At 67.6% G+C, this 25355-nt stretch carries 20 protein-coding genes and 1 pseudogene; 14 read left to right on the top strand and 7 right to left on the bottom strand.

All coding sequences use genetic code 11. The annotated features are described in order from the left end of the window. The first annotated feature begins 261 nt into the window (after positions 1 to 261). Positions 262 to 1968, top strand: a complete 1707-nt coding sequence (locus ACWEV3_RS15755; RefSeq protein WP_452614548.1) for a recombinase family protein — start codon at positions 262 to 264, stop codon at positions 1966 to 1968. A gap of 259 nt (positions 1969 to 2227) precedes the next feature. After that, positions 2228 to 2875: a hypothetical protein gene (locus ACWEV3_RS15750; RefSeq protein WP_452614547.1), complete on the top strand. Its 648-nt coding sequence runs from the start codon at positions 2228 to 2230 to the stop codon at positions 2873 to 2875. Positions 2876 to 3765: 890 nt separating this feature from the next. Here the strand turns inward: ACWEV3_RS15750 and ACWEV3_RS15745 are convergent. Together ACWEV3_RS15745 and ACWEV3_RS15740 are read right to left on the bottom strand one after the other, a co-directional pair. After that, the gene (locus ACWEV3_RS15745; protein ID WP_452614546.1) at positions 3766 to 4584 is read right to left on the bottom strand and encodes a hypothetical protein; all 819 of its coding nucleotides are present in this window, start codon (positions 4582 to 4584) and stop codon (positions 3766 to 3768) included. Between the two features lie 1259 nt (positions 4585 to 5843). Beyond that, positions 5844 to 6245, bottom strand: a complete 402-nt coding sequence (locus tag ACWEV3_RS15740; RefSeq protein WP_452614545.1) for a hypothetical protein — start codon at positions 6243 to 6245, stop codon at positions 5844 to 5846. Between the two features lie 326 nt (positions 6246 to 6571). On the opposite strand from ACWEV3_RS15740, the gene ACWEV3_RS15735 reads away from it, so the two are divergent. From ACWEV3_RS15735 to ACWEV3_RS15700, 8 genes are all read left to right on the top strand, one after another. Continuing rightward, the gene (locus ACWEV3_RS15735) at positions 6572 to 6730 is read left to right on the top strand and encodes a hypothetical protein (RefSeq protein WP_452614544.1); all 159 of its coding nucleotides are present in this window, start codon (positions 6572 to 6574) and stop codon (positions 6728 to 6730) included. 343 nt (positions 6731 to 7073) lie between these two features. Continuing rightward, positions 7074 to 8003, top strand: a complete 930-nt coding sequence (locus tag ACWEV3_RS15730) for an ABC transporter ATP-binding protein (RefSeq protein WP_452614543.1) — start codon at positions 7074 to 7076, stop codon at positions 8001 to 8003. Next, positions 8000 to 9343 carry an ABC transporter permease gene (locus ACWEV3_RS15725; RefSeq protein WP_452614542.1) on the top strand — a complete coding sequence of 448 codons (1344 nt, stop codon included), beginning with the start codon at positions 8000 to 8002 and terminating at the stop codon, positions 9341 to 9343. Before ACWEV3_RS15730 ends, ACWEV3_RS15725 begins: the two co-directional genes overlap by 4 nt. 178 nt (positions 9344 to 9521) lie before the next feature. Next, positions 9522 to 12095, top strand: a complete 2574-nt coding sequence (locus ACWEV3_RS15720) for a phosphoesterase (RefSeq protein WP_452614541.1) — start codon at positions 9522 to 9524, stop codon at positions 12093 to 12095. Between the two features lie 122 nt (positions 12096 to 12217). Beyond that, complete coding sequence (locus ACWEV3_RS15715; RefSeq protein ID WP_452614540.1) at positions 12218 to 13642, top strand: alkaline phosphatase PhoX; 1425 nt, start codon at positions 12218 to 12220, stop codon at positions 13640 to 13642. A gap of 63 nt (positions 13643 to 13705) precedes the next feature. After that, positions 13706 to 14839 carry an alkaline phosphatase D family protein gene (locus tag ACWEV3_RS15710; protein WP_452614539.1) on the top strand — a complete coding sequence of 378 codons (1134 nt, stop codon included), beginning with the start codon at positions 13706 to 13708 and terminating at the stop codon, positions 14837 to 14839. Positions 14840 to 15630: 791 nt separating this feature from the next. Next, positions 15631 to 15780, top strand: a complete 150-nt coding sequence (locus ACWEV3_RS15705; RefSeq protein ID WP_452614538.1) for a hypothetical protein — start codon at positions 15631 to 15633, stop codon at positions 15778 to 15780. Positions 15781 to 15838: 58 nt separating this feature from the next. Continuing rightward, complete coding sequence (locus ACWEV3_RS15700) at positions 15839 to 17044, top strand: cation:proton antiporter (RefSeq protein ID WP_452614537.1); 1206 nt, start codon at positions 15839 to 15841, stop codon at positions 17042 to 17044. Positions 17045 to 17205: 161 nt separating this feature from the next. Here the strand turns inward: ACWEV3_RS15700 and ACWEV3_RS15695 are convergent, their stop codons facing one another. Genes ACWEV3_RS15695 through ACWEV3_RS15685 form a run of 3 tightly spaced genes read right to left on the bottom strand, consistent with a single transcriptional unit; the run spans position 17206 to position 18813 of the window. Continuing rightward, positions 17206 to 17490: a DUF6510 family protein gene (locus ACWEV3_RS15695; protein WP_452614536.1), complete on the bottom strand. Its 285-nt coding sequence runs from the start codon at positions 17488 to 17490 to the stop codon at positions 17206 to 17208. 1 nt (position 17491) lies between these two features. After that, positions 17492 to 18244 (bottom strand): ferredoxin reductase, encoded by a 753-nt coding sequence (locus ACWEV3_RS15690; protein ID WP_452614535.1) that lies wholly within the window; start codon positions 18242 to 18244, stop codon positions 17492 to 17494. After that, entirely contained in the window at positions 18214 to 18813 is a 600-nt protein-coding gene (locus ACWEV3_RS15685; protein WP_452614534.1) for a molybdopterin-dependent oxidoreductase, read from the bottom strand. The genes ACWEV3_RS15690 and ACWEV3_RS15685 overlap by 31 nt, the downstream gene beginning before the upstream one ends. Positions 18814 to 19141: 328 nt before the next feature. Between ACWEV3_RS15685 and ACWEV3_RS15680 the strand changes: the two genes are divergently transcribed. Then, the gene (locus tag ACWEV3_RS15680; RefSeq protein ID WP_452614533.1) at positions 19142 to 19618 is read left to right on the top strand and encodes an SDR family oxidoreductase; all 477 of its coding nucleotides are present in this window, start codon (positions 19142 to 19144) and stop codon (positions 19616 to 19618) included. 10 nt (positions 19619 to 19628) lie between these two features. Here the strand turns inward: ACWEV3_RS15680 and ACWEV3_RS15675 are convergent. Beyond that, positions 19629 to 19907 (bottom strand): annotated as a pseudogene (locus tag ACWEV3_RS15675) (RraA family protein); the annotation flags it as partial. Between the two features lie 192 nt (positions 19908 to 20099). After that, positions 20100 to 21527, bottom strand: coding sequence for a PucR family transcriptional regulator (locus tag ACWEV3_RS15670; RefSeq protein ID WP_452614532.1), 1428 nt, complete (start codon positions 21525 to 21527; stop codon positions 20100 to 20102). An 89-nt stretch (positions 21528 to 21616) separates the two neighbouring features. Between ACWEV3_RS15670 and ACWEV3_RS15665 the strand changes: the two genes are divergently transcribed. The 3 genes from ACWEV3_RS15665 to ACWEV3_RS15655 are packed head-to-tail and all read left to right on the top strand — an operon-like array spanning position 21617 to position 25352. Next, on the top strand, positions 21617 to 22642 hold the full coding sequence (locus ACWEV3_RS15665; protein ID WP_452614531.1) for a DUF917 domain-containing protein: 1026 nt from the start codon (positions 21617 to 21619) through the stop codon (positions 22640 to 22642). Next, a complete protein-coding gene (locus ACWEV3_RS15660) occupies positions 22639 to 23979 on the top strand; it encodes a hydantoinase/oxoprolinase N-terminal domain-containing protein (protein ID WP_452614530.1) in 1341 nt (446 codons plus the stop codon). Before ACWEV3_RS15665 ends, ACWEV3_RS15660 begins: the two co-directional genes overlap by 4 nt. A gap of 26 nt (positions 23980 to 24005) precedes the next feature. Then, the gene (locus tag ACWEV3_RS15655) at positions 24006 to 25352 is read left to right on the top strand and encodes a purine-cytosine permease family protein (RefSeq protein WP_452614529.1); all 1347 of its coding nucleotides are present in this window, start codon (positions 24006 to 24008) and stop codon (positions 25350 to 25352) included. The last annotated feature ends 3 nt before the right edge of the window (positions 25353 to 25355 follow it).

Raw genomic sequence — 25355 nt, 5'->3', positions numbered from 1 at the left:
CGCGGCCAGAAGTCCGCCCGCCGGTCACCGCTAGGTCGTTCACGTTGGTCAGGAGATCCCGCTGTGAGCGCTAGATGATGGAGGCACCGTATCGAGTCCCACGATTTTACGCAACGGTCGTGATGTAAATTCCCGACGATCGTGCACGGGAACTCCGCGCAACTGCACACCCTGACCAACCCAGCTGCCACTTGGTGGGCAGGGATGTGCGGCTCGCAGATGTGTCGACGTGCTCGTCGGGTCACGGCTGGCCGCATCGAGGTGATCGACACCATCGACGACGGGATCGGCCCATGCGGTTTCTACGGGCGGTGCTCCACTGAGGACAACCAGGACCCGGAAACCTCGTACGGCTGGCAGCTGGGCACCGCGACGAAGTTCGTTGAGCCGTTCGGCGGGACGATCGAGGCCGAGTTCTTCGACGTCGGGCAGTCGCGTTCGGTGCCGTGGGAGCGACGCCGAGAAGCTGAACGGCTGCTGGCGGCGTTGAAGGACCCGAACCGGGGCTGGAATGCCGTGGTCGTTGGTGAGGGCACGCGATGCTGGTTCGGCAACCAGTTCTCGCTGGTCGCTCCGAAGTTCGCCGCCTACGGGGTGGACCTGTGGGTGCCCGAGCTCGGCGGGAAGTTCGACGCCCGCAACCCGTCGCACAAGATGCTGATGAGCGTGCTCGGCGGCATGAGCGAGTCGGAACGCCAGCACGTGCAGGCGCGGGTGCGGGCTGCGATGGACGCGCAGGTGCTCAACGAGGGCCGCCACCAAGGCGGCCGAGCCCCCTACGGCTACGTCACCGTCAATGGCGGACCGCACCCCAATCCGCGAAAGGCGGCGGAGGGCTACCGGCTGCGGGTGCTTGCGATCGATGAGGAGTCTGTCGAGGTCGTGCGGCGGATCTTCGCGGAGTACCTGGGCGGTAGAGGAGACCGGGCGATTGCCAACGGGCTAAACCGCGATGGTGTCTCGTGTCCGTCGGCGCGTCGGCCGGACCAGACTCGGCACCGGCTGGCCGATGGATGGCGGGGCAGCACGGTCCGGTCGATCCTGGAGAACCCGCGCTACACGGGATATGCGTTCTTCGGGCGCTGGACGCGGCAGGAAACCCTGCTCGATCCGGACGACGTTGCGGCGGGGCACGTGATCCGGTTCCGGCGTGCAGCGCCTGACTGTGTGGTGCGTTCGCGGCGGCTGGCGCATCCGGAAGTCGTGAGCGTGGAGGACTTCACTCAAGCCCAGTTGCTCCGCCGATCGAAGGGCGTGGGCGGACTGCGGACCGCCCGCAAGGCCGAGCGCAGCGGCCGACCCACCAAGCGGCCGTACCTGTTCCGTGGTCGCATCCGCTGCGGGGTGTGCACGCGGAAGATGGAGGCCAGCCCGCGCGCCCACGGCATGTACTACAGGTGCCCGGCCTGCACTCTTGCGCCCGGCTCGCCAGCATTGGCCGAGCACCCGCCCGCCGTGTACCTCCGCGAGGATCTGATCAGGTACGAGATCAATGGGTGGCTCGGTGGCCTGTTTGCCCCTGAGAACGTCGATCAGACCGTCGCGGCACTGGTTGCGTCTCAGGGCATGCCCAACACCGCATCAGCCACGCTGGAGACGGCTAAGAAGTGGCTCGCCAACGTCGAAGCACGGTTGCGTCGCTTCCAGGCGGCGATCGGCGCGGGTGTTGATCCAGAGGCGCTTACCGAGGCGATCAACGAGGCTCAAGCCGAACGGGCAGCCGCTCGCGCGGAGTTGGAGAACAAGCCAGCGCCCAACGCACTCACCGATGCTGAGGTCTACGCCATGATTGATTCGCTCGGCGACGTCGGCGCATCGGTGTCGAGTGCCAAGCCAGACCGGCTGGCGAGCCTCTATGAGGCTGTCGACCTGCAAGTACGTTACGAACCTGCGGAGCGGGCCGCCCAAATAAAAATTCACCCGGCGAGCCGGGTGAATAGCGTGCGTGTCCGAGGACGGACTGGGTAGCTCCCTTGGAAGTGGAATGGATCGCCGGATAGCGAAGAGCAGATTCCGCAGCCGATGGGCGGCGGGTCTTTCGGGTTTCCGGTGCTGCTCCGTTGGTGTGAAGGACTTTCGATGCGACGTCCTTCTTGGTGATCTCCTGACACGGTGCGATTGATCGTGAACCGTGACTGGGGAGCGCGGACGCGACAGACACGCCCTGGAGGCGTGCGCCACCTGGGGGGTGCTGCGCGCGGTGCGATCCCTGCTGAGGAGGAACTCGATGCGCCTGAAGAAGACCATGCTCGCCGCTGGCACCGCTGTGCTGACCGTCATGGGGGCGGCGGTACCGAGCTCGGCCGCGCCAGCGGCGGGTTCGAACGAGACGACGCTGGCCGGTCCTGGCACTCCGTCGATCATCTACTACGGCAGCACCGAGGATGGACGCTATTTCCAGACCATGCCACTGGATGCCACCGACCCCGCCAATCTGTCCGTGCCGCGCCCGGACCTCACCCTGCCCCAGGATCGCGACGCACACGGTAGCGTGGTCATCGGCCGCAACGGGCCGCGGATGGCTGTCTGCGACATCTATGTCAACCCCGTGGGGTTCGACCTCAACCGTCGGGCGATCTTCGCAGGCATCGATCAGTCCTGCGACTCCGACATCTTCTACCACTGGGTCCGGTTCCGATTCGACCGCACCGGCCCCGACGGATGGGTGCCGTACTCGCCGAACCGCCTCACCGAATCCCGTGGGGAGAGCCCGTGGAGGTTCCTGGTGGAAGAGGCCTGCACTCCCGGTGCGGGGGCTTTCCACTACGTCACCAACGCTGATGGGCATGCCCAGCTTGACGACGGCACCCAGATACACAGCCCGGTGGTGGTCAACGAACCGACCCCCGGAAACTGCGGGAGCACCATTCCCTAAGCGCCGGGCGATGGTTGCGGCGGTTGTGTCAGGTACCGGCCGCCACACCGCTCCCATCCCAGGCGCGGGCATTGCCCGTAGGGATGCAGCCATCCCGCGATGCGCATTACGACCTGTGCGGCCGACCGCCACCGGCCGCTCCGCATCCGAACCAGCCACGCGGGTGCGGCGTGGCACCAGTACATCCCTTGGCGAGAAGCTGTTTCAGAGGCGCTATCGGCGTCCGCGCGGGCGGCCGGAGCATGTGGGCCAGCGTCGGGGCCGAACGAGGTTCCCCCCATCACGACGCCTTCCGGCAGTGGCGGGTATGGCTTCTGCTCACTCATGACGCCCGACCCTAGACCTCGCATAGGCCGCAGACTCGACTGCTGATCAGCCTCACCCATGAGGCGTAATACCGACTCCGTCAGCCGGTCGGTCGCGGCCTCCCGCCCGCGGTGCAGTGGGCGACGGACACAGCGACCGATTACGCAGACGGACAGGAGGGCTGGAACAGCAGCAATGCTGCGACCAAAGCAACGGTGGCAATCGGCAGCTACACGCCTGATTCAGTAGGCGGAGCTTGCGACGCACGATCCGCGCCAGCACCGTCACGTGCTCGGCCACGCTGGCCGCCAAGAACCATCCCCACGTGCGTGGGGATGGTTCGGCATCAGGATCGCACAGGGAAGGTCGAGGCGGCTCCACCTGAACCAGGCGCACACCCACTCGGCCCCGACGGTGTACAACGGGTGCTGTCAGCAAGCCGACCGAGCTCGGCAAAGAGGCCGAGAGCCAGTCAGGATCCGGCCAATTCGAAGATCATTGCCTCGTGGGGTAATTACGTGGTGGTTCGCGGCGATATTCGGCACGGACCGTGCTTGATGCCGATGCAGTGCGCGTTTTGCGGATCATTCGACCATAAGCTGTCGTAGCTCTTCCCGGAATGAGGGGTGCTCCGGCTCGTCCACGATGTGAAGGTGCACGTGGGCGCCCGCGAGCCGGTATTCGTCGAGGGCTTCCAGGTCACTGTCGGTCCACCGGCCGTCGGTGATCAGATGGACGTTCAGCTGGATGCGACGGATCGGGACGTTCCCCAGCCCGGCTTGCCATTCTTTGATGGCCTGTCCGAGGTTCTGTCCGCGGGCGTGGGGAGTGAGCGGGAGCTTGGCTCGGACGATCGCTTCGGCGGAGAACTCCGGTAGCGAAGTCAAGCCGGGAACAGGGCCGCCGAAGGTGGACAGGAATAGCAGGTCGGTTTCGGCAAGGCTGTCGGCCCAGCGAGGCCGGGGGACATTCCCGGGCAGTTCGGCCATGACTTGAAGGCGTTCCTTGGCCGCGCGTGCCGGCATGCTGGCGCTGACGTCGGCGGCGACGATGGTGACCTGAGGTCGCGGCAGCGCTTGCCACATTTCGTCGAGCCAAGCGGCGGTCGCTGAGGCGGACCTGGATCCGGGTACGAGTGCTTCGCCGACACCGATCGTGGTGCCGCCGAATCGTTGGATGTGAAGTTGATCAGCGCCGGTACTGGAAAAGTAGGACGCACCAAGAATTCGCCAGGGCTGACACTCGAGCAATGCGACGATCGCGCTCTTCAGCTCCTGCGGCCCGTAGCCGTGTCGTGCTTTCGCCTCGACGGCCAGCAGGACTGGTTCGATGTCGGAGCCCGGTGCGACCGGCCCGCTGCTTGCGCCGGCAACGGTGACGAGGACTTCCGGACGATCCCGCAAACCTGCGAACAGTGATGCCGGCGGAACCGCCTCGTGCTGGTAGTAGCAGCGAAGCTCCCGGCCATCGATCAGTTGCGATGTCGCGATCGCAGCGGGATTGGTCGAGCCAGCCTTGAGGCGGCCGACCCGGAGCGGGACTCGTCTAATGTGCGCAACGGGACCCGTACGAAAACGCCGCCGGACCAGGGAAGTACCACGGGCAGCGCGACATCACCATTGCGTTGCAGTTTCCCTGGAAAGAACAACGCATCGCTTGGGTTCTGCCGGAAGATGATGTGGACACGAGCGAATGCGGCTACATGTGTGCTATACATGTTTCGCCGGAAATAGCTGCTCAAACTGACCCGAAAGCTGTGTTTTCCTGGCTGTACGCGAAATGTTTGGAAGCACTTGAGCGCATAGGCGAGAAGACCAGGCTGGGAAGGCCGCCGTACGGGGCTCATCTGGCCCTTCCGTCGGAATTTGCGCCAGAGCCTGGAGTTGTCAGGCTCGTTGCCCTTCCTCGGCTGGTGAAGAAAATTGCCAACCTGGACGACGAACAGAAAGCTGTTCTCGTTCCTGTCGACAAAATGCGCGGAGCTGATGCTTGGGAGGTGGACCTGGGCGCGATTTCTGCGACCGTTCCCCGGTCTGTGCGTGGCCGAGCGGAGTTCGTCGAGCAGAGGATCAGGGCAAGCGGTGTGCTGCCGAAGGAAAAAGGCACCTGGGGCAATTCCGGGATCCTGAAACAAGCTCTGGATCCTGAGCAGAGCAGAAAGTCCCCGCCTGTCGCCACGGCTCCCCCCTCCGTGGCATTGCGGTGCCTGGCCCGAACCCCCAGCAGGCCGGGCACCCCGCCTTGCCGGTTGTGGGAGATCTCCCGGCTGATCGTGGGGGGTGTCCGACCCCGGTCGGCGAGGTAGATCAGCTCGTCCTGGGTGAGGTAGCGAGACGCCGAAGCAGCCCGGTCAGTCCGCACTTTGTGTGCGGGCTGACCGGGCCTTTTCCTCGTGGGAGCGGTGCCGTTGCGCCGCCGCTTGCCGGTCCGGCGGTTGATCCCGGCGATCCCGGCACGCCTCCCGGCTGCTCACCCCTTGATCCATGAGCCGGGAGTATTCCTCCCGCTCACGGTCCAACTTCCTGCGTCCCTGCGGTGTCCGGATCTTGCGGATCTCGAAGGCCATCGCGTCCCCGAAAGGTCGGGTGTTGCGACGACCGCCAGAACTCGAGCGAAACCGGACGGATGCGGGGGCGACTGCTTGGACCCGCCGAGCGGATTCTCACTTGACGAAGACGTCCAGCTGCATCCCCCTCTGCCGGTGGTTGTCGACCGGGCACCAGAAGTCGTAGACCCCGGGGCCCAGCGTCACGGTGATGTCGGCGGAGCCGCCGGGCTGGACCAGCGGAGTCCTCACGTTCGTGTTGCGCGAATCCTGGATCGCCAGGATGTGCGGCATCCGCCCCTCGTTGACGGCCCGGAACGTGTACTGCCCAGGCGAGAAGTGATTCGGTTGCAGGAACCGGAAATCGACCATCCTGACAATCACGAGACGCGGCCCACCACCACCGCCGCCGCCGCCCACGGGCGCGGCGGGCGCCGGCGACCCCGCGACAGCAGTCGACGCACCGGCGCACACCGTCGCCACCAATGCGAGCACACCGAGCAGCACGCCCAGCAACACCCGCCCCGTTCTGCTGGATTTCCTGCCGAGAACCCTGGTCTCGTTCGCTTTGATCAGCATTGCCGACCCCCCACACGAAATTCGGCACCGGGCAGGGAAAGGCGGTAGCACACCCAGAAAACCATTACCAGCCCGGACATTTCGAACCAGCACAACCAGGGTAAATCCGCGAGGCATTCCTTTGGTGTCGGAAGTTCCAGGCGGAACCGCAGTGGAGACTCTTGCAGCTGAGAAGCTTGCGCCAGCAGTGACGGCCCACCCGGCATTTGCTATCGCACCTGGGCAGCCTGGCGTTCGCGATGAAGGACGTCGCCTCCGGGTAGGGCGTGACCACCACTGTGCCCTTCGGCAGCTTCGCTGAAACCGACGACGGCGCCTCCGTGGTCAAGTGGGACCAGAACAAGGCCGAGACCGAGGAGTCGGACCACAGTCATCCCGATCCTGCTCGGGTGCTGGTGATCCGGATCGTCCTGGTTCTGCTGTGATGGTCGGCCGACGTCTCCATTGAGCTCTTCTCGGAGTTACTCGATGAACCTGGGCTGCGTTGTACCGCGCCGAAAGGAGGTGAAATGCACTAGTTGTCCTGCTGTTTCCGGGCTTTCATGCCTGATGTCTCTTGTGGACGAGTGGGTCTAGTTGGGTGCTGGTTCAAATCCTGCTGGCCCGACCTCGATTTTCGGCACTTTTGGGAATGCTTCGGGCGAATCGGCCTCACGGGCGCGAAACATGGGACCCCGGTCGCCTTCCGTTTGCTGAACGTTCAGCCCGCGTCCGTGCCCGGGTTGATGGTTGTCCCTAAGTTCTTAGCCTGACGAAAGAAGGGGAACAATGGGCACACCCCCCGCAGTGCGGGCTCGTGGGATCACCAAGTGTTTCGGCGATGTCGTCGCGCTCGACGGCATCGATCTGGATGTGGCGCAGGGGCAGATCCACGGGCTGGTCGGGCCGAACGGCGCTGGCAAGACAACCTTGCTCGGTCTGCTGCTGGGCCTGGCCGTCGCCGACAGCGGCACGCTCGAAATTCTCGGTACGCCGGTCGGCCGGGCGCTCACCGATCCCGACGCCGTCGCGGGTTTCGTCGACGGGCCCGGCCTCTATCCCTCGCTCACTGCCAAGCAGAACCTCACCGCGCTGGCCGTGCTTCGCGGCCGCGACGTGCGGACGGCGGGGATCGACGACGTGCTCGATCAGGTCGGGCTCACCGATGTCGCCGACGACCGGATCCGGGGTTTCTCCCTCGGCATGCGTCAGCGGCTCGGACTCGCCGCAGCCTTGCTCACCAAGCCCCGCCTCCTGGTGCTCGACGAGCCGTCCAACGGCCTCGACCCGGCCGGCAAGCAGCACGTGCACGGCGTCCTCGCCCGGCTCGCGGCCGACGGAACCTCCGTCGTGCTCTCGAGCCACCGGATGGACGATCTCGAAGCACTGTGTTCCGAGGTCACCATCGTCGCCACCGGACGGGTCGTGTTCTCCGGCCCGCTGAGCAAGCTCGCCGCCGAGAACCAGGAGCTCGACTACCGGATTCGCACCTCCGACTCGGAGGCTGCCCGCCGGCTGGCCGCCGATGTCGCAGGGATCCGTGTCGTAGACGGGCAGGACACCGAGGTGCTCGTGGTGAGCGCGCCGGTACCTGCCCTTGACGAACTGGTGGCGCGGCTCGTGCGGGCCGGCGTCGCGGTGCGTGAGCTTGCGCCCGTGGTGTCGCCGCTGGAGGCCGCATTCCTCGCACTGACCGAGCAGCAGGAGTCCAGCAAATGACCGCGACCCTTCCCGCCGCCCGTCCGGTCTCGACGGCGCGCGGTTACCGCTTCGAGCTGGTCAAGCTGCTCTCGCAGTGGCGGGTACGCCTTCTGGTCCTTGCCTGCTGGATCGCGCCCGCGCTGTTCATCATCGCGGTGAGCCAGCAGACGACGTTGCCCGTCGACACCCTCTTCGGCCGCTGGATGAACACCACCGGGTGGGCCGGATCGCTGGTGCTGCTGGGTTTTTCGGGCCTGTACGCGCTTCCGCTGCTGGCCTCGCTGGTCGCCGGTGACGTGTTCGCCTCCGAGGACCGGCTCGGTACCTGGCGCCACCTGTTGGTGGCGGTCCGGTCGCCGCGGCGGATCTTCGCCGCGAAGGCACTGGCCAGCCTCACGGTCCTGCTGGTTCTCGTGGTAGGGCTGACCATTTCCAGCGTCGTCGGTGGGATCGTGGCGGTTGGCGGCCGGGAGCTGATCGGCCTCGACGGACACCTGCTCGCGCCGGGCGACGCCGGAGGGAAGGTACTGCTCGCCTGGGCCTGCGTGCTCGCGCCGACCCTCGCGCTCGCGGCGATCGGACTGTTCGGGTCCGTCGCATTTGGACGGTCGCCGATGGGGCTGCTGATGCCTATCGTGGTCGCCTGCATCATGCAGTTCGTGCAGATGATGCCGGTGCCCGTCGCGGTGCGCCTCGCGCTGCCCACCTACGCTTTCATCTCTTGGAATGGGCTGTTCACTTCTCCCACGCAGCTTGGGCCGCTGGTGATCGGCATCGTGGTCAGCCTGGTGTGGGCCGTGGCCGCGACGGCTCTGGCCTACGTGCTTTTTCTGCGGCGGGACTTCACGAACCTCACCTACGACGGCGCCGGGCGCCGCGCGATCACACTGGGGCTGCTGCCGCTGGTCGGGGTTTTCGCGGTAGCCGCTGCGGTCGTGATCCCGGTGACCGGCGCTACCGGTTCCGGGATCGAGCAGGACAAGGTGCAGCGCTCGGTGGCCACGGCCTTCGCCCACCTCTACCGCCTGCAAACGCGCCAACTCAACCGGCCCGATGTCACCGAGGCACAGCTGATGGCCGCCGCGGCGTGCAACAAGGGCGGCGGCCAGATCGCCCCCGAGGGGCCGGGCAATGACTGGCGGTGCGTCGTCTCCTGGCATCTCCCCGGCGTCGAGGCCACTGGGTCTGCGATCTACCAGCTCGACGTCACCGCAGACGGGCGGTTCGTCGCTGACGGCGACGGGCCGAAGGAAGTGAACGGTTACTTCCTGGTGCACACCCCGGCAGGGGATGTGCCGAACCCGCTATGGCAGTTCGACGGCAACGTCGAACTGCTTTCCACCCCTCCGAAGGGATAACTCAACAATGCAGGTAACGCGTCATCGTCGGCGCTCCGAGAACGTCGGTTTCCGACTTCTCGGGCGACGAGGTGGCCGTCCGATACGCCTGGCTACCGCGGGCGCGTCGGCGGTAGCCCTCGCCGTCACCGGCACTGGCATCGGATTCGCCCAGACTGAATTGTTCGGGACCGATCAGGTGGGTCAGACCACCGACAACGGCCTGGTCATCTCCTCCGACCAGTACCTCGCCCCCTACGGGGAGCGCATGGTCATCAACAACGGCAAGATCATGTCCTCGGCGATCAGCCCCGACGGCACCCACATGGCGGCGTCGATCGCCGACGGCGGGATGGCTCTGTCCATTGTGGATCTGAAGAGCTACGAGGTTCAGCAGCTGATCGGCAACAACGCCGCGGCGAACCTGCGTATCCCGGGTAACGACATCGGGCAGGAAGGCCCGACGTACTCACCCGACGGCACGTCGCTGTGGCTGGGCCAGGCCGACGGGTACCGCAAGTTCACGGTGAACCCCGACGGAACGCTGGCGAACCCGACGTTCGTGCCCATCACTGCGGTCAACGGCAAGCGCGCACTGGCCGGAGAGGCGGTGTTCTCGGCCGACGGCTCGACGGTGTACTCGGCGGTCAACGGCCAGAACCGCGTCGTGGCGATCGACGTCGCGACCGGTGCGATCACGCAGAGCTGGAACGTGGGCAACGCCCCGCGTGACATGCTTCTCGTCGGCGGCAAGCTGTACGTGAGCAACGAGGGCGGCCGCCCGGCGCGGCCGGGCGAGACGACGATGAACTCCTACGGCACCCAGGTGCCGGCCAACGGGGACACCGGTTCCGCCACCACCGGTACCGTGAGCGTCATCGACGTCGCCAACCCGGCCGCCACGCCGGGCAGCATCGACGTGGGTCTGCACCCGACCACGCTGTACGCGAAGAACGGCGCGCTGTTCGTCACCAACACCTTCTCGGACACCGTGTCGGTCATCGACACCACCAGCGACAAGGTGATTCAGACCATCGCCACGCAGCCGTGGGCTGACGCCTCGGTGGGTTACGGGCCGACCGCGACGACGCTGACCGACGACGGGCACCTGCTGGTGACGCTGGGCCGGGCCAACGCGGTCGCGGTCTACAAGTACGCCAACCCGGTGGAGCCGGCCAGCTTCATCGGTCTGCTGCCGACGGACTACACCCCGTCGGAGATCGCCGCGGTCGGCAACGAGATCGTCGTGTCGAACACCCGCGGCATCGACGCGCGTCGCTCGACCACCAACCAGCACCGCACGCACGACACCACGTCGAGCCTGACGCACTTCACGCTGCCCAGCGATGACGTGATCAAGGGCGAGACCGGCAAGGTGTTCACGCAGAACGGCTGGCGCGGCAACTCGCTGGCCAAGGCGGGCAACACCGGCGCCGTGCCGCCGGTGCCCGTTCCGGTCCGGCTCGGTGACCCCTCGACGATCAAGTACGTGTACTGGGTCGTGAAGGAGAACCGCACCTACGACCAGATGTTCGGTGACATGCCGCAGGGCAACGGTGACCCGTCGCTGGCCTCCTACGGTCAGAAGGTCACGCCGAACAACCACGCGCTGGCCGGCCAGTTCGGCCTGTACGACAACATCTACGACACCGGTACCAACTCCGCCGAGGGCCACAACTTCGTGACGCAGGCGGACAACCCGGAGTACACCGAGTCGACCGCGGGTGAGTACATCCGCAGCTACGACACGGAGGACGACGTGCTGGGTCACCAGCGGTCGGGCTTCATCTGGACCGGCGCGAAGAACGCGGGCAAGTCCGTCAAGAACTTCGGCGAGTTCCAGGACTTCGAGCAGAAGCCGGCCGGTGCGACCTGGCAGAACTACTGGTGCGACGCGAAGAACATGGCCGCGACCGGACAGCCCAGCGCCTACCCGATCAAGGTCGGTTCGGCGATCCCGTCGCTGAACGAGGTTTCCGTGCCGGGCTTCCCGCACTTCGACCTGAACGTCCCGGACGTCTACAAGTACGAGGTCTGGAAGCAGGACTTCGAGAAGAACGGCCCGGCGAACCTCAACATGATGTGGCTGTCCAACGACCACACCGGTGGCGCGACCAACGGCCCGGCTCAGGTCGCGGACAACGACCTCGCGCTCGGCAAGCTGGTGGACACGATCTCGCACAGCAAGTACTGGCCCGAGACCGCCATCTTCGTCGTCGAGGACGACTCGCAGGCCGCCGCCGACCACGTCGACGGCCACCGCGCGCCGGTCCAGATCATCAGCCCGTGGGCCAACCACGGCGTGGTGGACAACCACTACGGCAGCCAGATCACCATGCTCCGCACCGTGGAGCAGATCCTCGGCATCCAGCCGATGAACCAGAAGGACACCGCGGCATCGCCGATGAACCAGGCGTTCACCCCGCACGCCGACTTCACGCCGTACAACGCGGTGCCCAACCAGGTGCCGCTGACCGACGGCCTGAAGACGATGCCAGAGTGTGGCGCGGACGTCCCGGCTCAGGCGGCTGTGACGACCGCCGCGGTGCCCGCGGACAAGCAGCAGCTCGCGGAGCAGTGGGCCGACTGGAAGGCTCAGCAACAGGCGAACGGAACGGCCGACAAGGTCGATGCGTTCAACCCCGCGCAGCTGAACCACCTCGGCTGGTACGAGGCGACCGGCTGGGAGAAGCCATTCCCGGGCGAGGACGAGTTCTACGCACCGGCCGACGTGCCGGGTGCGGCGATTCCGTCTCGGGACACGGACGGCTGACGTAAGTCGATCCCGTCACAAGGGCCCCTGCCCAGCGTCCAGCCGGACGGGGGCCCAGGCGGCATTTTACATCGGCCACTTCGATCTGTGGCAGGAATTCAGCATTACCAAGGGAGACTGTCTTGACAGCACCGATGTCCCGCCGCGACGCCCTCCGTGCTGGCGCTGCGGGCGTGTTCAGCATCATGATCGCCGGCAGTGTGGAGGCGATCGCCGCTCCCGCCGCTTCGGCGATGACCCGACGGGTCGCCGGCTACGGCCCCCTGGTCCCGGACCCGGCCGGCATTCTGTCGCTGCCGGAAGGGTTCTCGTACAAGATCGTGGCCGAGACCGGCGTCACCAAGCTGGAGTCCGGTGAGCCGACCCCGTCCGACCCCGACGGCACCGCCGTCTTCGAGGGCGACGGCCAACTGGTGCTCATCAACAACCACGAGGTCGGTGGCAGCGAGCCGTACCGGGTGCCCACCCTGGACGGCCTGACGTTCGACCCGGGCGCGGGCGGCGGCACCACCAACATCGTCGTGGACGATGAGGGCAACCGGGTCAACGAGTACGTCAGCCTGGCCGGCACCCACAACAACTGCGCCGGTGGCTGCACGCCGTGGGACACCTGGATCACCTGCGAGGAGACCGAGCAGCGCGCCGGCGGTGCCTTCCTGCACGATCATGGCTGGTGCTTCGAGGTCGACGCCTTCGACCGCGACGCCAACCTGAACCCGGTGCCGCTGAAGTTCCTCGGCCGTTTCTCGCACGAGGCGATCAGCCTCGACCAGGTCGACAACCGCATCTACCTCACCGAGGACGCCGGCAGCCCGAACGGCCTCTATTACCGGTGGACCCCGCCGACCGGTTTCACCGGCGGCAAGGGTGCGCTGCGCAAGCTGGCGCTCTCCGAGGGCGGCGACACCGCCGGCACCCTGGAGGCGATGGCCTGCTACCTGGGCGGCACGCGGATCACCGACCTGTCGGAGGCCACCCGGACCGGCACCCGCTACGAGGTGAAGTGGGTCGAGGTCCCGGACCGGCTTGCCACGGCGGCCTCGATCCGCAAGCAGTTCAGCGCGGGTGAGGTCACCTCCAGCCGGAAGCTTGAGGGCGCCTACTACGGCGACGGCGGCCACTACTTCGTCGCCAGCTTCGCCCGGGCGAGCGACGGCAGCGTCAACGAGCACGACGGCCAGGTGTGGTTCTACGACCCGGCCACCGAAACCGTCACCCTGAAGACCATCTTCAAGGTGAACCCGAACCCCGACGAGGACACCAACTTCGACGGCCCCGACAACATCGTGGTGGACCCGAACGGTGGTCTGATCCTCGCCGAGGACGGCGAGGGCATCCAGCACCTCGTCGGTATCACCAAGGAGGGCGACAGCTACCCGTTGGCGCGCAACGAGGTGAGCGTCGACAAGGAGTTCACCGGCCCGACCTTCGCCAAGGACGGCCAGCTGCTGTTCGCCAACATCCAGTCGCCAGGCCACGTCTTCGCGATCACAGGCCCGTTCCATACACCGGGCACGCCGTCTGACGCGGGCGTCCCCCGAGCCTGACGGTTCCACCGCGACACCGGCACCGATGGACCTCGGTTCATCGGCACCGGTGTCGCCGTATCCGTGTCGTGCCAGTCGTGGGTGGGCGGGCCCTATCCCGCCTACCGCGATCTCGCTGGCCAGGACGTCGACTTCGTGGTCCACCTCGGTGACTACATCTACGAGACGGCCGACGGCAGCCTGACCGAGTTCCGCAGGCTGCACGCGCTCTACAAGACCTCGCCGGACCTGCGCGCGGCGCACGCGCGCTTCCCGTTCTTCCTGACCTGGGACGACCACGAGGTCCAGAACAACTACGCCGGCGGGATCGCGGGCGGCGCTGGCGACGGCAGGCCGTTCCTCGAGAGGCGTGCCAACGGCTACCAGGCGTACTACGAGCACCTGCCGATGCGGGAGGCGCAGCAGCCGCATGGGCCGGACGCGCAGATGTACCGGCGCACCAACTTCGGCAAGCTCGCCCAGTTCAGCATCCTCGACACCCGTCAGTACCGCTCGGACCAGGCGCTGGGCGACGGCCGCAAGGCGCCGAGCGGAGAGGTGTACGACCCGACGCGCACGCTCACCGGCCCCGAGCAGGAGCAGTGGCTGCTGGCCGGGCTGGCCGCGTCGAAGGCGACGTGGAACGTCATCGCGCAGCAGACGATCATGGCGCAGTTCGACTGCGACCTGGGCCCCGGTCAGATCGTCAACCTCGACCAGTGGGACGGCTACCCGCCCGCCCGCTCGCGCATCCTCGACTTCATCGCGGCGAACAAGCCGTCGAACCCGGTGGTGCTCAGCGGTGACTGGCACACGCACTGGGTCAACGACCTCAAGACGGACTTCAACGACCCGGCGTCGCCGACGATTGCCACCGAGTTCGTGGGCACGTCGATCTCGTCCGGCGCGGGCTGGGACGCCGACGTACGCCAGGGCCTGCCGGCGAATCCGCACGTGAAGTTCTACAACGGAACCTACCGCGGATACGTCCTGTGCGATGTGACCGAGGAGCGCTGGCGCAGCGACCTGCGCATCGTGCTCAACCCGCGTGACGCGGCCTCGTCCGCATACACCATCGCCGCATTCGAGGTCCGCGACAGCGTTCCCGGCGCGGTGCGGATCGACGCCGGCGACGGCCTGGCCGCGCTCCTGAGCGCGAATGGCGGGAGTGCGCGACTTTGCTACGGCGTTTTCGACAGTAGTGCTGGGCTCCGGTGAGAAAAAGGGGACTTTTGTCCCGCGCACGTTCCGTGGCCACTGAGTAGTCGGCGGGCCCGATGATTCACCGATTAGGTACTCACTGAGGTTTTTCCAACCTCGTTCTGCGTGGCGGTGCGGGTGGCGGAACCTCAGAGGCTCCCTGGTCTGTGGGTGCCCTGACTTATGTATGTCCAATACACGGCGTCAGGGCCGTCCTCGCCAGGAAGCCTCTGAGAACCCGCGGCGGTGCGAGCTGCGTAGGTGGGCTATGCGCCTTCGGCGCATGCGGCACCTCATCGACGTACGGCTTCGCGGGCCGCGGCTGCGGGCCGACCAGGATGAAAAACGTTCACTGGTAACTGTCTCTTGTGGACGCCTACTGAGGATCAAGAAGTTGCAGGTTCGAGTGCAGGTCAGTGGGCTTTTTTGAGCCCCGATGTAGATCCGGGTGATCGTCTCGGCGGGTGTCGTCTCGTCCCGCGCATGCAGGCAAGTGATTATCCGTGTCGTCCGGAACCCAGCCCGGTTTGTCCGCGCGCACGTCGATCAGCCAGACCTCCCCGGCCTGGGTGCGCCCCCCGGGCGTGAGTGGCGCCGACTGTTCATGTCTTGACCGGGCATGGCGCGCGACGCATCAGATCTTTATGGCCAGTGGTGAGCCAGATCGGGGCACGCTTGCTGTGGTGTGCGTTCCCGGGTCTTGTACGTGGTGTGAGAGGCGTCGGCACCGCGGGCGGGCGTGAGCCGGTCGGCTGCGGTACACAGTGGGACTGGCCTGGTACTTCGTTTCCGCACGAGGGTGGTGCGCCGTGAAGGTCGGAGTGGGCGCCGTGGGGTCGGCGACGGTGCTGTCGTTGATCGAGCGCGGTGGGGTGTGCCGGGAGGTCGTGCTGGTCGACCGCGACGCCGCCCGGGCGAAGGGGGTGGCCGCGGGCACGCGGTGCCTACGTTTTCCGTAGCCAGCGAGGTATGGCTGCGCCTGCTTGAGGTGGGCCAGCGGTTGAGCGGAGGTTGGCGATGCCGAGCTTCGGGAATCTTCTGATCCTGACGATCATTGCGTTTCTGGCGCCGTTGTTGCTCGGGCTGGCACCGCGGCTGCGGATCCCGTCGGTGGTCCTGGAGATCGTGGCGGGAGTCATCGTGGGGCCATCGGTGCTGGGACTGGTGGTGATGGATCAGGCGGTGCAGATCGTCGCCTTGCTGGGGCTGGCTTTTCTCCTGTTTCTTGCGGGGCTGGAGGTTGACCTCCATCGCCTGCGCGGGTCTCTGCTGCGGGTGGCCTTGATCGGCTACGTGGTGAGCTTGGCGATCGGCGTGACAGCGGGCTTCTCGTTCGGTGCGGCAGGCTGGGTGCGTGACCCGGTGCTGATTGCGGTGGCGCTGTCCGCGACGTCGCTGGGTCTGGTTGTCCCCGTGCTCAAGGACGCCGGGCGTGCGGACCAGGCGATGGGGCAAATGACGATCACAGCGTCCTCCGTGGCCGACTTCGCCGCGGTGGTCCTGCTGTCGCTGCTCTTTTCCACGTCCGGCGGGAGCACCGGAGGCCGGCTCGCGTCGCTGATCGTCTTCGTCGCCTTCGTGGCCGTCATTGGGTTCGCGGTGGCTTTGGCAGGGCGGTCAATGCGTCTGGGAGATCTTTTCCTGCGGTTGCAGGACACCACCGCGGAGATCCGGGTTCGTGCGGCGGTCGTGCTGCTCGTGGCCTTCGTTGTGCTTGCCGAGCGCTTTGGTCTCGAGAGCATCCTGGGTGCGTTTCTGGCCGGTGCGGTCGTGGGCTTGGTCGATCGCGACTCGGCTACGCATCCGCATTTCCGGACGAAGCTGGAGGCGATTGGGTACGGGTTCCTGATTCCGGTGTTCTTCGTCGCCAGCGGTGTGCAGCTCGACCTCGGAGGGTTGATCGCGACTCCGTCCGCGCTGCTGCGAGTGCCGCTATTCCTCCTCGCGCTGCTGCTCGTGCGCGGGGCTCCAGCACTGCTCTACCAGCGCTCGCTTGGCACACGCTCCTCGGTCGCGGCCGGGCTGCTGCAGGCGACGTCGCTGCCGTTCCTGGTTGCCGCAACGCAGATCGGCGTCGCGCTCGGCCTGATGACTCCGGTGACTGCGGCGGCGCTGATCTGCGCGGGTCTTCTGTCGGTTCTCCTGTTCCCAGCTGCCGCCCTCGCCTTGCTGCGCAAGCCGGTCTCAAGCGAGCGCCGCGGAGGCACGGCGGAGACCACGTAGCGCCGCACGGGCGCGGCGGGATGATTGATCGGCATTGCTGTGCGAGCCATCCGTGTCACGGGAGTAGACGTAGCCGCGACGGTTGGCAGGATCGAGGGCCTTGTCGTCGCTGTTGGCCCGGCATATCGCGAACTGCACCACCAGACGCGGGAGGGTACGGGCTAACCGGAACCTGCCAGTGGGATCTGGAGACTCATCGTGCCTTTCAGGTCCAACCAGGCCTTATCCGGTCCCCGGACAAGGCGCAGCACCACCTCGTCGCAGCCTGGACATCGGGCGACCAGTCCGGGTGCGTGCTGGTAGACGCGGAGTGTAGCGACCGGGCCGGTGCGCCCGCAGCCCATGCAACGCTCGACGGCCGCTGTGACATCGACCGCGAAAACCTCCGCCAACGGCCCGGCCAGGGCGTTGCCGTCCACGTGCTGCTCGGTGTTCGGCTGTGTCATGTCATCCTCCACTCGGGCCGAACCTCTCGGTCTTGATACGCCCAGGCGCGTGGCCCAGCGCCACGAGAATGTTGGCGGCCGTTTCGACAAAACCCGTGGGGCCGCAGACGAAACAGCTCGGTTCGAACTCCGGTGGCCAGCCACCACGGTTGATGTCCGCGAGCCCGATCCTTCCAGGCTTCCCGGCCCAACCCTGCGGCGCCGACCGCGTGTACACGTAGGTCACGTCCAGGCCGTCGTCCCCACGCGTCGGCTGAGCCAGCTCCCGGGCGTAATACACCTCCGCAGGCGAGCGGACCGAGTAGAGCAAGCGAAACGGTGTACGACTGCGGGCCGCCCGACGCGCCCGCACCATCGCCATCAACGGCACGATGCCCGATCCTCCCGCGATCAGCAGCACCGGCTCGGTCTCTGCCGGGCGCCATACGAACCAGCCACCGAGGGGTCCGCGCACCTCCACCGGGTCTCCTACCGAGTACACCTCGGTCAGGTACGAAGACACCTCGCCATCGGGCACCCGTTGCACCGTCAGCTCCAGCCGATCATCGTCCGCGGGGGCTGCCAGTGAATAGCTGCGCTGCGCGCTGTAACCATCAGCGGCGGTGAGCCGGAGGTCGACGTGCTGTCCGGCCGAATGTCCCGGCCAGCCCGTTACGTCCAGCACCAGCGTGCGTGCCGTGGGCGTCTCGTCGCGGTAGTCGACCAGACGCGCGACCCGCCAGCTCAGTCGCCCTGATACCGCTGCTCGCGCCACGGGTCACCGTAATCGTGATAGCCGATGGTCTCCCAGAATCCGGGTTCGTCCTCCAGCAGCAGCCGCATGCCGTGCACCCACTTCGCCGATTTCCAGAAGTACAGATGCGGCACGAGCAACCTGGCCGGACCTCCGTGCTCGGGTGGAAGATCGGCACCGTCGTACTCGTAGACGATCCACGCCTGGCCATCGAGCAGATCCTCCAACGGCAGGTTCGTCGTGTACCCACCGTAGGAGTCCACCAGCGCGAAATCTGCCGCCGTGTCCACCTCGGCCAGTAGCGTCTCCAGCGACACGCCCCTCCAGGTCGTGCCCAGCTTCGACCACTTGGTGACGCAGTGGATGTCCACTTTCGGCGTCTCCCTGGGCAGCTCCCGAAACTGCGGCCACGACCAGCGATGGACCTGCCCGGTCTCCGTCGTGATCACGAACTCCCACTCATCCAGCGGAACCCGCGGCGTCGGGCCCGCGGACAACACGGGGAAATCCTCGATCAGGTACTGGCCCGGCGGTAAGTGCGGCCCGGTCGTACGCCGCCGCCCCTGGAAACCAGGCGACACGATACCCATCGCAGTCCCTCCCCAGCACGGCTCACGAACCAGCACCATCCGTTGATCGGGCACACCAAGCAGAACGCAGTCGATAGCCGCTCAACATGTCGAGAGCCCATCAGCATCGGCACCCGCCAACATGCTGGCCGCGGTCAAAGCACGGAAGAGCCGAAATGCCCCAACACCCAAGACGGTCAGTCGTCGGGCTAGGCCTCGGAGAAGGGCGTAGTACGTACGGTTGTCCACGTCGAGGGCCATGCCAACCGGATAGACGGCAGCTTGCGGGACTGGGCGGCGCGGCGCAGCATCGTCCTGGAGGTGGTCACGCCCTCACCGGAGGTTCACCATGCGAATAGCTGTGGCTGGTGCGACCGGCAATATCGGTGCCCGCACCGTCTCGTTCCTTGAGCGCGAGGGGCACGTGGTGGTTCGCATCAGCCGCTCTCTCGGCGTTGACCTGATTACGGGCCGGGGTTTGGACGCGGCGCTCGAAGGGGTTGACGCGGTGGTCGATGCCATCAGCTCGCCGCCGATCAGCGCCGCCGAGACTCGCGACTATTTCGGGACTACCACGAGAAATCTTCTCGCCGCCGAGGAGCGCGGGGGCGTGCGTCACCACGTCCTGTGGCTTGGACATTTTGACGGCCCGGAATGGGCGGAACGCCGAGCAGCCGAGATCACTACAGCTCTTGCCGCCCGAAGCGCCTTCCTGCCCGTAGTGCTGAAGGGTCCTCGTTGCGGATCTGAGCCAGGAAGTCCTCGTCCTCGGCTTGGATGTGTTGCGCTTCGGTCAGCACGTCCCGCACGCTGTGCGCCGGGATGACGACGGCGCCGGCGCGGTCTGCGTAGATGTAGTCGCCGGGTGTGATGCACACGCCGCCGACTTCGACGGGGATGTTGGCCGCACACGGCATCACAGTGTCGCCGCCCGCTCGGGTGGCCTCGCCCGTGCACCAGGTGGCGAAGCGATACCGGGCCAGTTCGTCGAAGTCGCGGAGCCGGCCATCGCAGAGCAGCCCGGCGAGCTCGTGGTTATGCAGGCGGGACATCTTCGTGCCACCGCCATGCGAGACGTCCGGGTAACCACCGCTGGAGAGCACCAGAACTGCCCCTGCGGGGGTATTCCTACCGCATGCATCATCGACTCCTGCGTGCCGACGGCCCCCACAGTGGAATGCGCGCCGTGCCTGGCACTAAACACCTGCGACAGCGCCTGCTCGAGCGACTGCCGCCGGCCAACCGCACGCCCTGCCTACCGCTTCTCACCAGGTCGGATCAGATTTTCGGCAAGAGCAGGGTTGGGGTCAGGTCAGGTGGGCGCGGCAGGCTAGTTGGACCTTGAGGCGTTGTTGCGGGTCGTCGAGGTCGATGCCCATCAGCTCCGTTACCCGGCGCACTCGGCGGCCGACCACGTTGCGGTGCACGTGCAGTTCCTCGGCGGCGCGGGCCGGCGAGCCCTGGTGGTCCAAATAGGACTGGAGGGTTCGCAGCAGGGGTTCGGCTCGGCGGTTTCCCAGCGCAAGCACGGGGGAGAGGAGTTCGTCCACGGCCTCGCGGGCGGCGTCAGAGGAGTACCACTCCAGTAGCATCCGATCGAGCCCGACAGCGTCGTGCGCCGACACCGGCCCCGTGTCGGGCCCGCGACCGCGCAGCAGTGCGCTCCGCGCTTCCCGCGCCGAAGTACGCACACCCAACGGGCCGCGATGCGGAGTTCCCACACCGCAACGTATGTCGGCGGCGGGGAAGCGTTCGCGCAGCGAGCCGAGCAGGCGTTCGGCTTCGGCGAATGCGATGCGCATGCCCTCGCGGCGCGGATCCGTTGGCTGCGAGCGCAACAGCACCAACGCGTCATCGACCCGCGCGGCGTTCCACTGCGCCGCTCCGGATGTGCGAAGAGTGCTCAGGGCTTCGGGCGTTGCCGCCTCCAACATCCGGAAGCGGTCCGTGCCCGTCAGGGCCGCCGGTTCGGTGCGCAACGCGATGTGCCAGGCGTCGATGGGTAAGCCCAGCGCGCGGCCTCGCGGAGCGAGCTGGAGTGCGGTGTCCTCCGGCGCGACGAGCAGTTCGGCGAGCAGTTGGCTTCGGGAGCGCACAGGGATGTCTTCGGCGCTGCCGCTGGCCGACACCAGCGCTGCCATCGTCAACACCGACCGCACCGCTGCGCGGTGGTGCCCGGCGCTGCGCGGCGCCGCGAACTGCACCTCGCCTTCGGCTCCGACGGCGACCGCGCCGTCTTCGCCTTCCGCTGCGGCACGCGCCTCCACCGGTACGCCGAGCAGCTCTGCGGCCAAGGCTGCGGATCGCTGCGCATTCCCCGCGGTTCTGGGAAGTTGCTGCGCGGCGGCTTCGACGCGGGCCAACGCGTCCGCGGCGTCGCCGTCGATCGTGCGCGCAATCGCGACGACGAGTGCGGCGAGGTCGCCGGTGGCGTGCAGGATGCAGACCCGCCCGTTGTCGGCAAGCGCCCGTGCGGTCGGCGGCAGTTCGTCTGCTTGGCCGGTCAGGGCCAGCGCGGCGGCACCGGCAGTGGACGCGTCGCGGACCGCGATGTCCAAGCGATAGCCCGACACCGGCGCCAGCAGCACAGCGATGCACCCGGCTGGCAGTGTCGGGACGCGATCCAGCCGGTGTTCCAACCGCACACCGGTCACCGGGCCTGCCGAGACCGGCCCGCCAAGCACGCGGATGCCGGCCAACCCGGGTGACGTGAGCACGTTCTCGACCGTTGGCATGCCGACTAGTGTGCCAACATCACCTAGTCGCTCCGAAATGGGTGCCGGCAGCACCTCGTCGGTCGGGTCGGTGTCCTTACCGTTGGCGAATGGACATCGATGCCGGGCTGATCGTGGACTTCGCACGCGGGTGCGCTGTCCTGGGATCAGGCGGCGGTGGCGCCACCACCGTGGCGAGCCTGGTCGCCGAGCAGGCCGTCGCCGAGTGCGGGCCGGTGCGCCTGATCTTGCCCGCCGAGCTCGCGCCCGAGACGCTGGTGATGCCGGTCAGCACGATCGGCTCGCCGACTGTGGCCGCCGAACGGATCGGCAGCACGCGCGAAGCCGCGCACCTGCGCGACCAGGTCGAGCGGATCCACCGGCGCCCGGTCGGTGCGGTGCTGCCCAGCGAGATCGGCGGGATGAACGGGCTGGTGGCGCTTTCCTTCGCGGCCCGCCTCGGGCTGCCGCTGCTGGACGCCGACGCCATGGGCCGCGCCTTCCCGCGCATGGACCAGACCGTGCTGGAACTGGCCGGGGTGTCCCCGGTGCCCGCGGTGCTCGCCGACGAGCAGGGCCGGACGCTGGTGATCGACCACGTCGACGGCCGCTGGCTGGAGCGCCTGGCCCGCGCTGCGGTGGACGCCTTCGGCGGACAGGCCACGTCCAGTGACTACCCGCTGACCGCCGAGCAGGCGGCGCGGCACGCCGTGGCCGGTTCGGTGACCCGCGCGATGACCGTCGGCGCGGCGCTGTCCGACGGGGTGGATCCGCGCCGCGCATCCGGTGCCGGGATCCGGGTGCTGGCTACGGCGAAGGTCGCCGAACTGCGGCATCCGGACGATGCCAGCACCGAGGTCCTGGTCGAAGGCCTGGGTTCGGACGCCGGGCGGTTGCTGCGGATCGAGGCGCGCACCGAATACCTGGCGGTCTTCGCCGAAGGCGCGCCGCTGGCGGTCGTGCCGGAGGTGATCGCCGTGCTGGACAGTCGGACCGCCGAGCCGATCCCGGTCAACGACCTGCGCTACGGCCTCCGCGTGTGCGTGGTTTCGCTGGACTGCGCGCCGATCTGGCGGACCCCGGCGGGCATGCGCCTGGGCGGACCGGAGGCGTTCGGGTTGGAGGGGATCTCGTGATCATCGGAGTGGAAGTCGGCCCCGCCAGCACCAACGCTGTGCTGCTCGCCGGCGGCGCGACCACGGTCGCTGAAGTTCCCTCGATCGCCGACGACGTGGTCGGCAGCGTCGCCGCCGCGTTGCGCGCACTCCCGCCCGAGCGCACCCGAGCACGTCAGGTGGCCATCGGCCTCCGCGTCGCCGAGACCGCGGTGGCGCGCCGCGAAGCCCTGGCCAAGGTGGGCGTCGTGCGCATCGGCGGTGCTGCGGATGCGGTGCGGCCTATGTTCGGCTGGCCCGAGGACCTGCACACGGCCGTGTGTGCGGGAGCGATGATCGTGGACGGCTGGGCCGGCCTCGATCCCGCTGAACGCGCACCGCTGGATCGCGACGCGGTGGCCCGCTTCGGTGCGCGAATGGCTGGAACCGCTGAGGCCTTCGCCGTGTGCGGCGTCTTCTCGCCCGCGGACAGCGAGCAGGAGCACGAGGCCGCCGAGTTGCTGCGCCGCGAAGCCGGTGACGTGCACGTCGCCCTGGCCGGCGAGTTCGGCTCGCTCGGGCTGATCGAGCGGGAGAACACGACCGTGCTTGACGCGGCGCTCAGCCGCCTGACCACCGAGCTCTGCAACGGGCTCGAACGAGCGCTCGCCGAACTCGGCATGCGCGCCGCGACGGTGTTGGTGCCATGCGGCGACGGCACCCTGACCAGCCTCGACTACCTGCGCCGCCAGCCCGGCCTGAGCCTTGGCAGCGGCCCGGCGAGCATCCTGCGCGGCGCGGGTGTGCTGGCCGGGCTCAGCGACGCGATCGTGGCCGATACCGGTGCTCACGGCGCGTGCAGTGCCCGGATCGGCGCGCTCATCGCGCACTACCCCCAGGAGTCCGGGCCCGGCGAGCGGATCGGTGGCGTGCCGGTCTGCTTCCGGATGCCCGATCTCATTCCGGTCGACGGCCCCGCCCCGCAACAGTGGGCCGAAGCCGTCGACCGCATGCAACCGGCCGCCGGACGATTGCCGATCGTGATCGTCGGGGCCGGCGAAGCACCTGCGCGGATTCCGGGCGTCGCCGAGATCGTGCGACCGGAGCACGGCGGCGTCGCCGGGGCCGTCGGGGCGGCCACCAGCCCGGTCGGCGGGCAGTGCGAGCGGATCGTCCGGCTCGGCCCGCGCACCCGCGTCGAGGCCGCGCTCGACGACGTCCGCGAAGGTGCCTGCGCCCGCGCGGTCCGGGCCGGTGCCGATCCGCGCCAGGTCCAGATCGTCTCCGTCGACCGCGCCCCGTTGCCCTATCTGCAGGACACCGCGGTCCGGCTGCGGGCCCGCGCCGCCGGACCGCCGCTGCCCGCGCGAACCCCCTGACATCGCCGAAACCAGAGGAGTCCCGCATGTCGGACACCGATGTGGACTACCCGCTGGAGCGGGTGCCCAGATCCGCCCGCTACCCGTGGTTCAACGTCGCAGTGCAGCGCTTCGGCCAGCTGTCGGACCTCACCCAATTCCTCCTCGGCGCCACCCTCGGCGCCGGACTGTCGTTCTGGGGCGCGTTCTGGGCGTTCACCCTCGGATCGGTGATCCTGGAGATCGTCTGCATCTTCGTCGGCATCGCCGGGATGCGCGAGGGACTGTCCACTTCGGTGCTGACCCGCTGGACCGGTTTCGGCCGCTACGGCTCGACGCTGATCGGCGTAGTGATCGCGGTGAGCCTGTTCGGCTGGTTCGGCGTGCAGACCGCAGTGTTCGCCGAGGGGCTGCACTCGCTGGTCGGCGGAATCCCGCTGTGGGGCTGGTGCCTGATCACCGGGATGGCGGTGACTGCCTTGGTGCTGCGCGGTTTCCGGGCGATGGGCTGGACCGCGTTCGTCACGGTCCCGGCGTTCCTGGGCCTGGCCGGGTGGGCGATGTCGGTGCAGATGTCCCGCTACAGCCTCGGGGAACTGGTCGCCTCACCGCCGTTCGGCGAGGGCATGTCGATCGCCACCGGGGCAACGATCGTCGCGGGCTCCTACATCGTCGGCGCGGTGACCACGCCGGACATGACCCGCTTCAACCGCAACGCCGGGGACGTGGTCAAGCAGACCGTGGTGGGCATTTCGCTGGGCGAGTACGTGCTCGGCCTCGCCGGGGTGCTGCTGGCCTACGCGGTGAAGTCCTCCGACGTGATCGCGATCATCACCGCCTCCTCCGGGGTGGCCGGGGTGATCATCCTGGTGTCAGCCACCATCAAGATCAACAACTGGAACCTGTACTCGTGCTCGCTGGGTCTGATCAACGCGGTGGAGTCGCTGTTCGGCGTCCGGCTGAACCGGGCGCGGGTCACCGTGGTCGTCGGCGTGCTGGGCAGCCTCGCCGCAGCGGCCGGAATCCTGGACGCCTTCGAGGACTTCCTCACCCTGCTCGGGGTACTCACCCCGCCGGTGGCCGGGATCATGGTCGCCGAGTACTTCGTGGTCCGCCGCTGGCGTCCGGAGCTGGACGCCTCCCGCGCGCTCGGCCGGCTGCCGGAGACCGAACCGGCCTGGGTGCCGGCCACGATCGTGCTGTGGCTGGCCGCATCGGTGTTCGGCTGGCTGTCCGAGCACTTCCAGTGGTGGGGCATCCCGGCGCTCAACTCGTTGTTGCTGGCCGGCCTCGGCTACGCCCTTGCCGGTCGGCTCGGCCTGGTCCGCGGCCACCGGGAACTGCCGGTCGAGCAACCGGCGGAACCGGCCGCCGCCCTCGAAATCACTCGCTGAAAG

It is taken from the genome of Saccharopolyspora sp. NPDC003752, from assembly GCF_053605825.1.
Note: the sequence above shows the minus strand (reverse complement) of the source record. Positions and strands in the feature narration are given on the sequence as shown.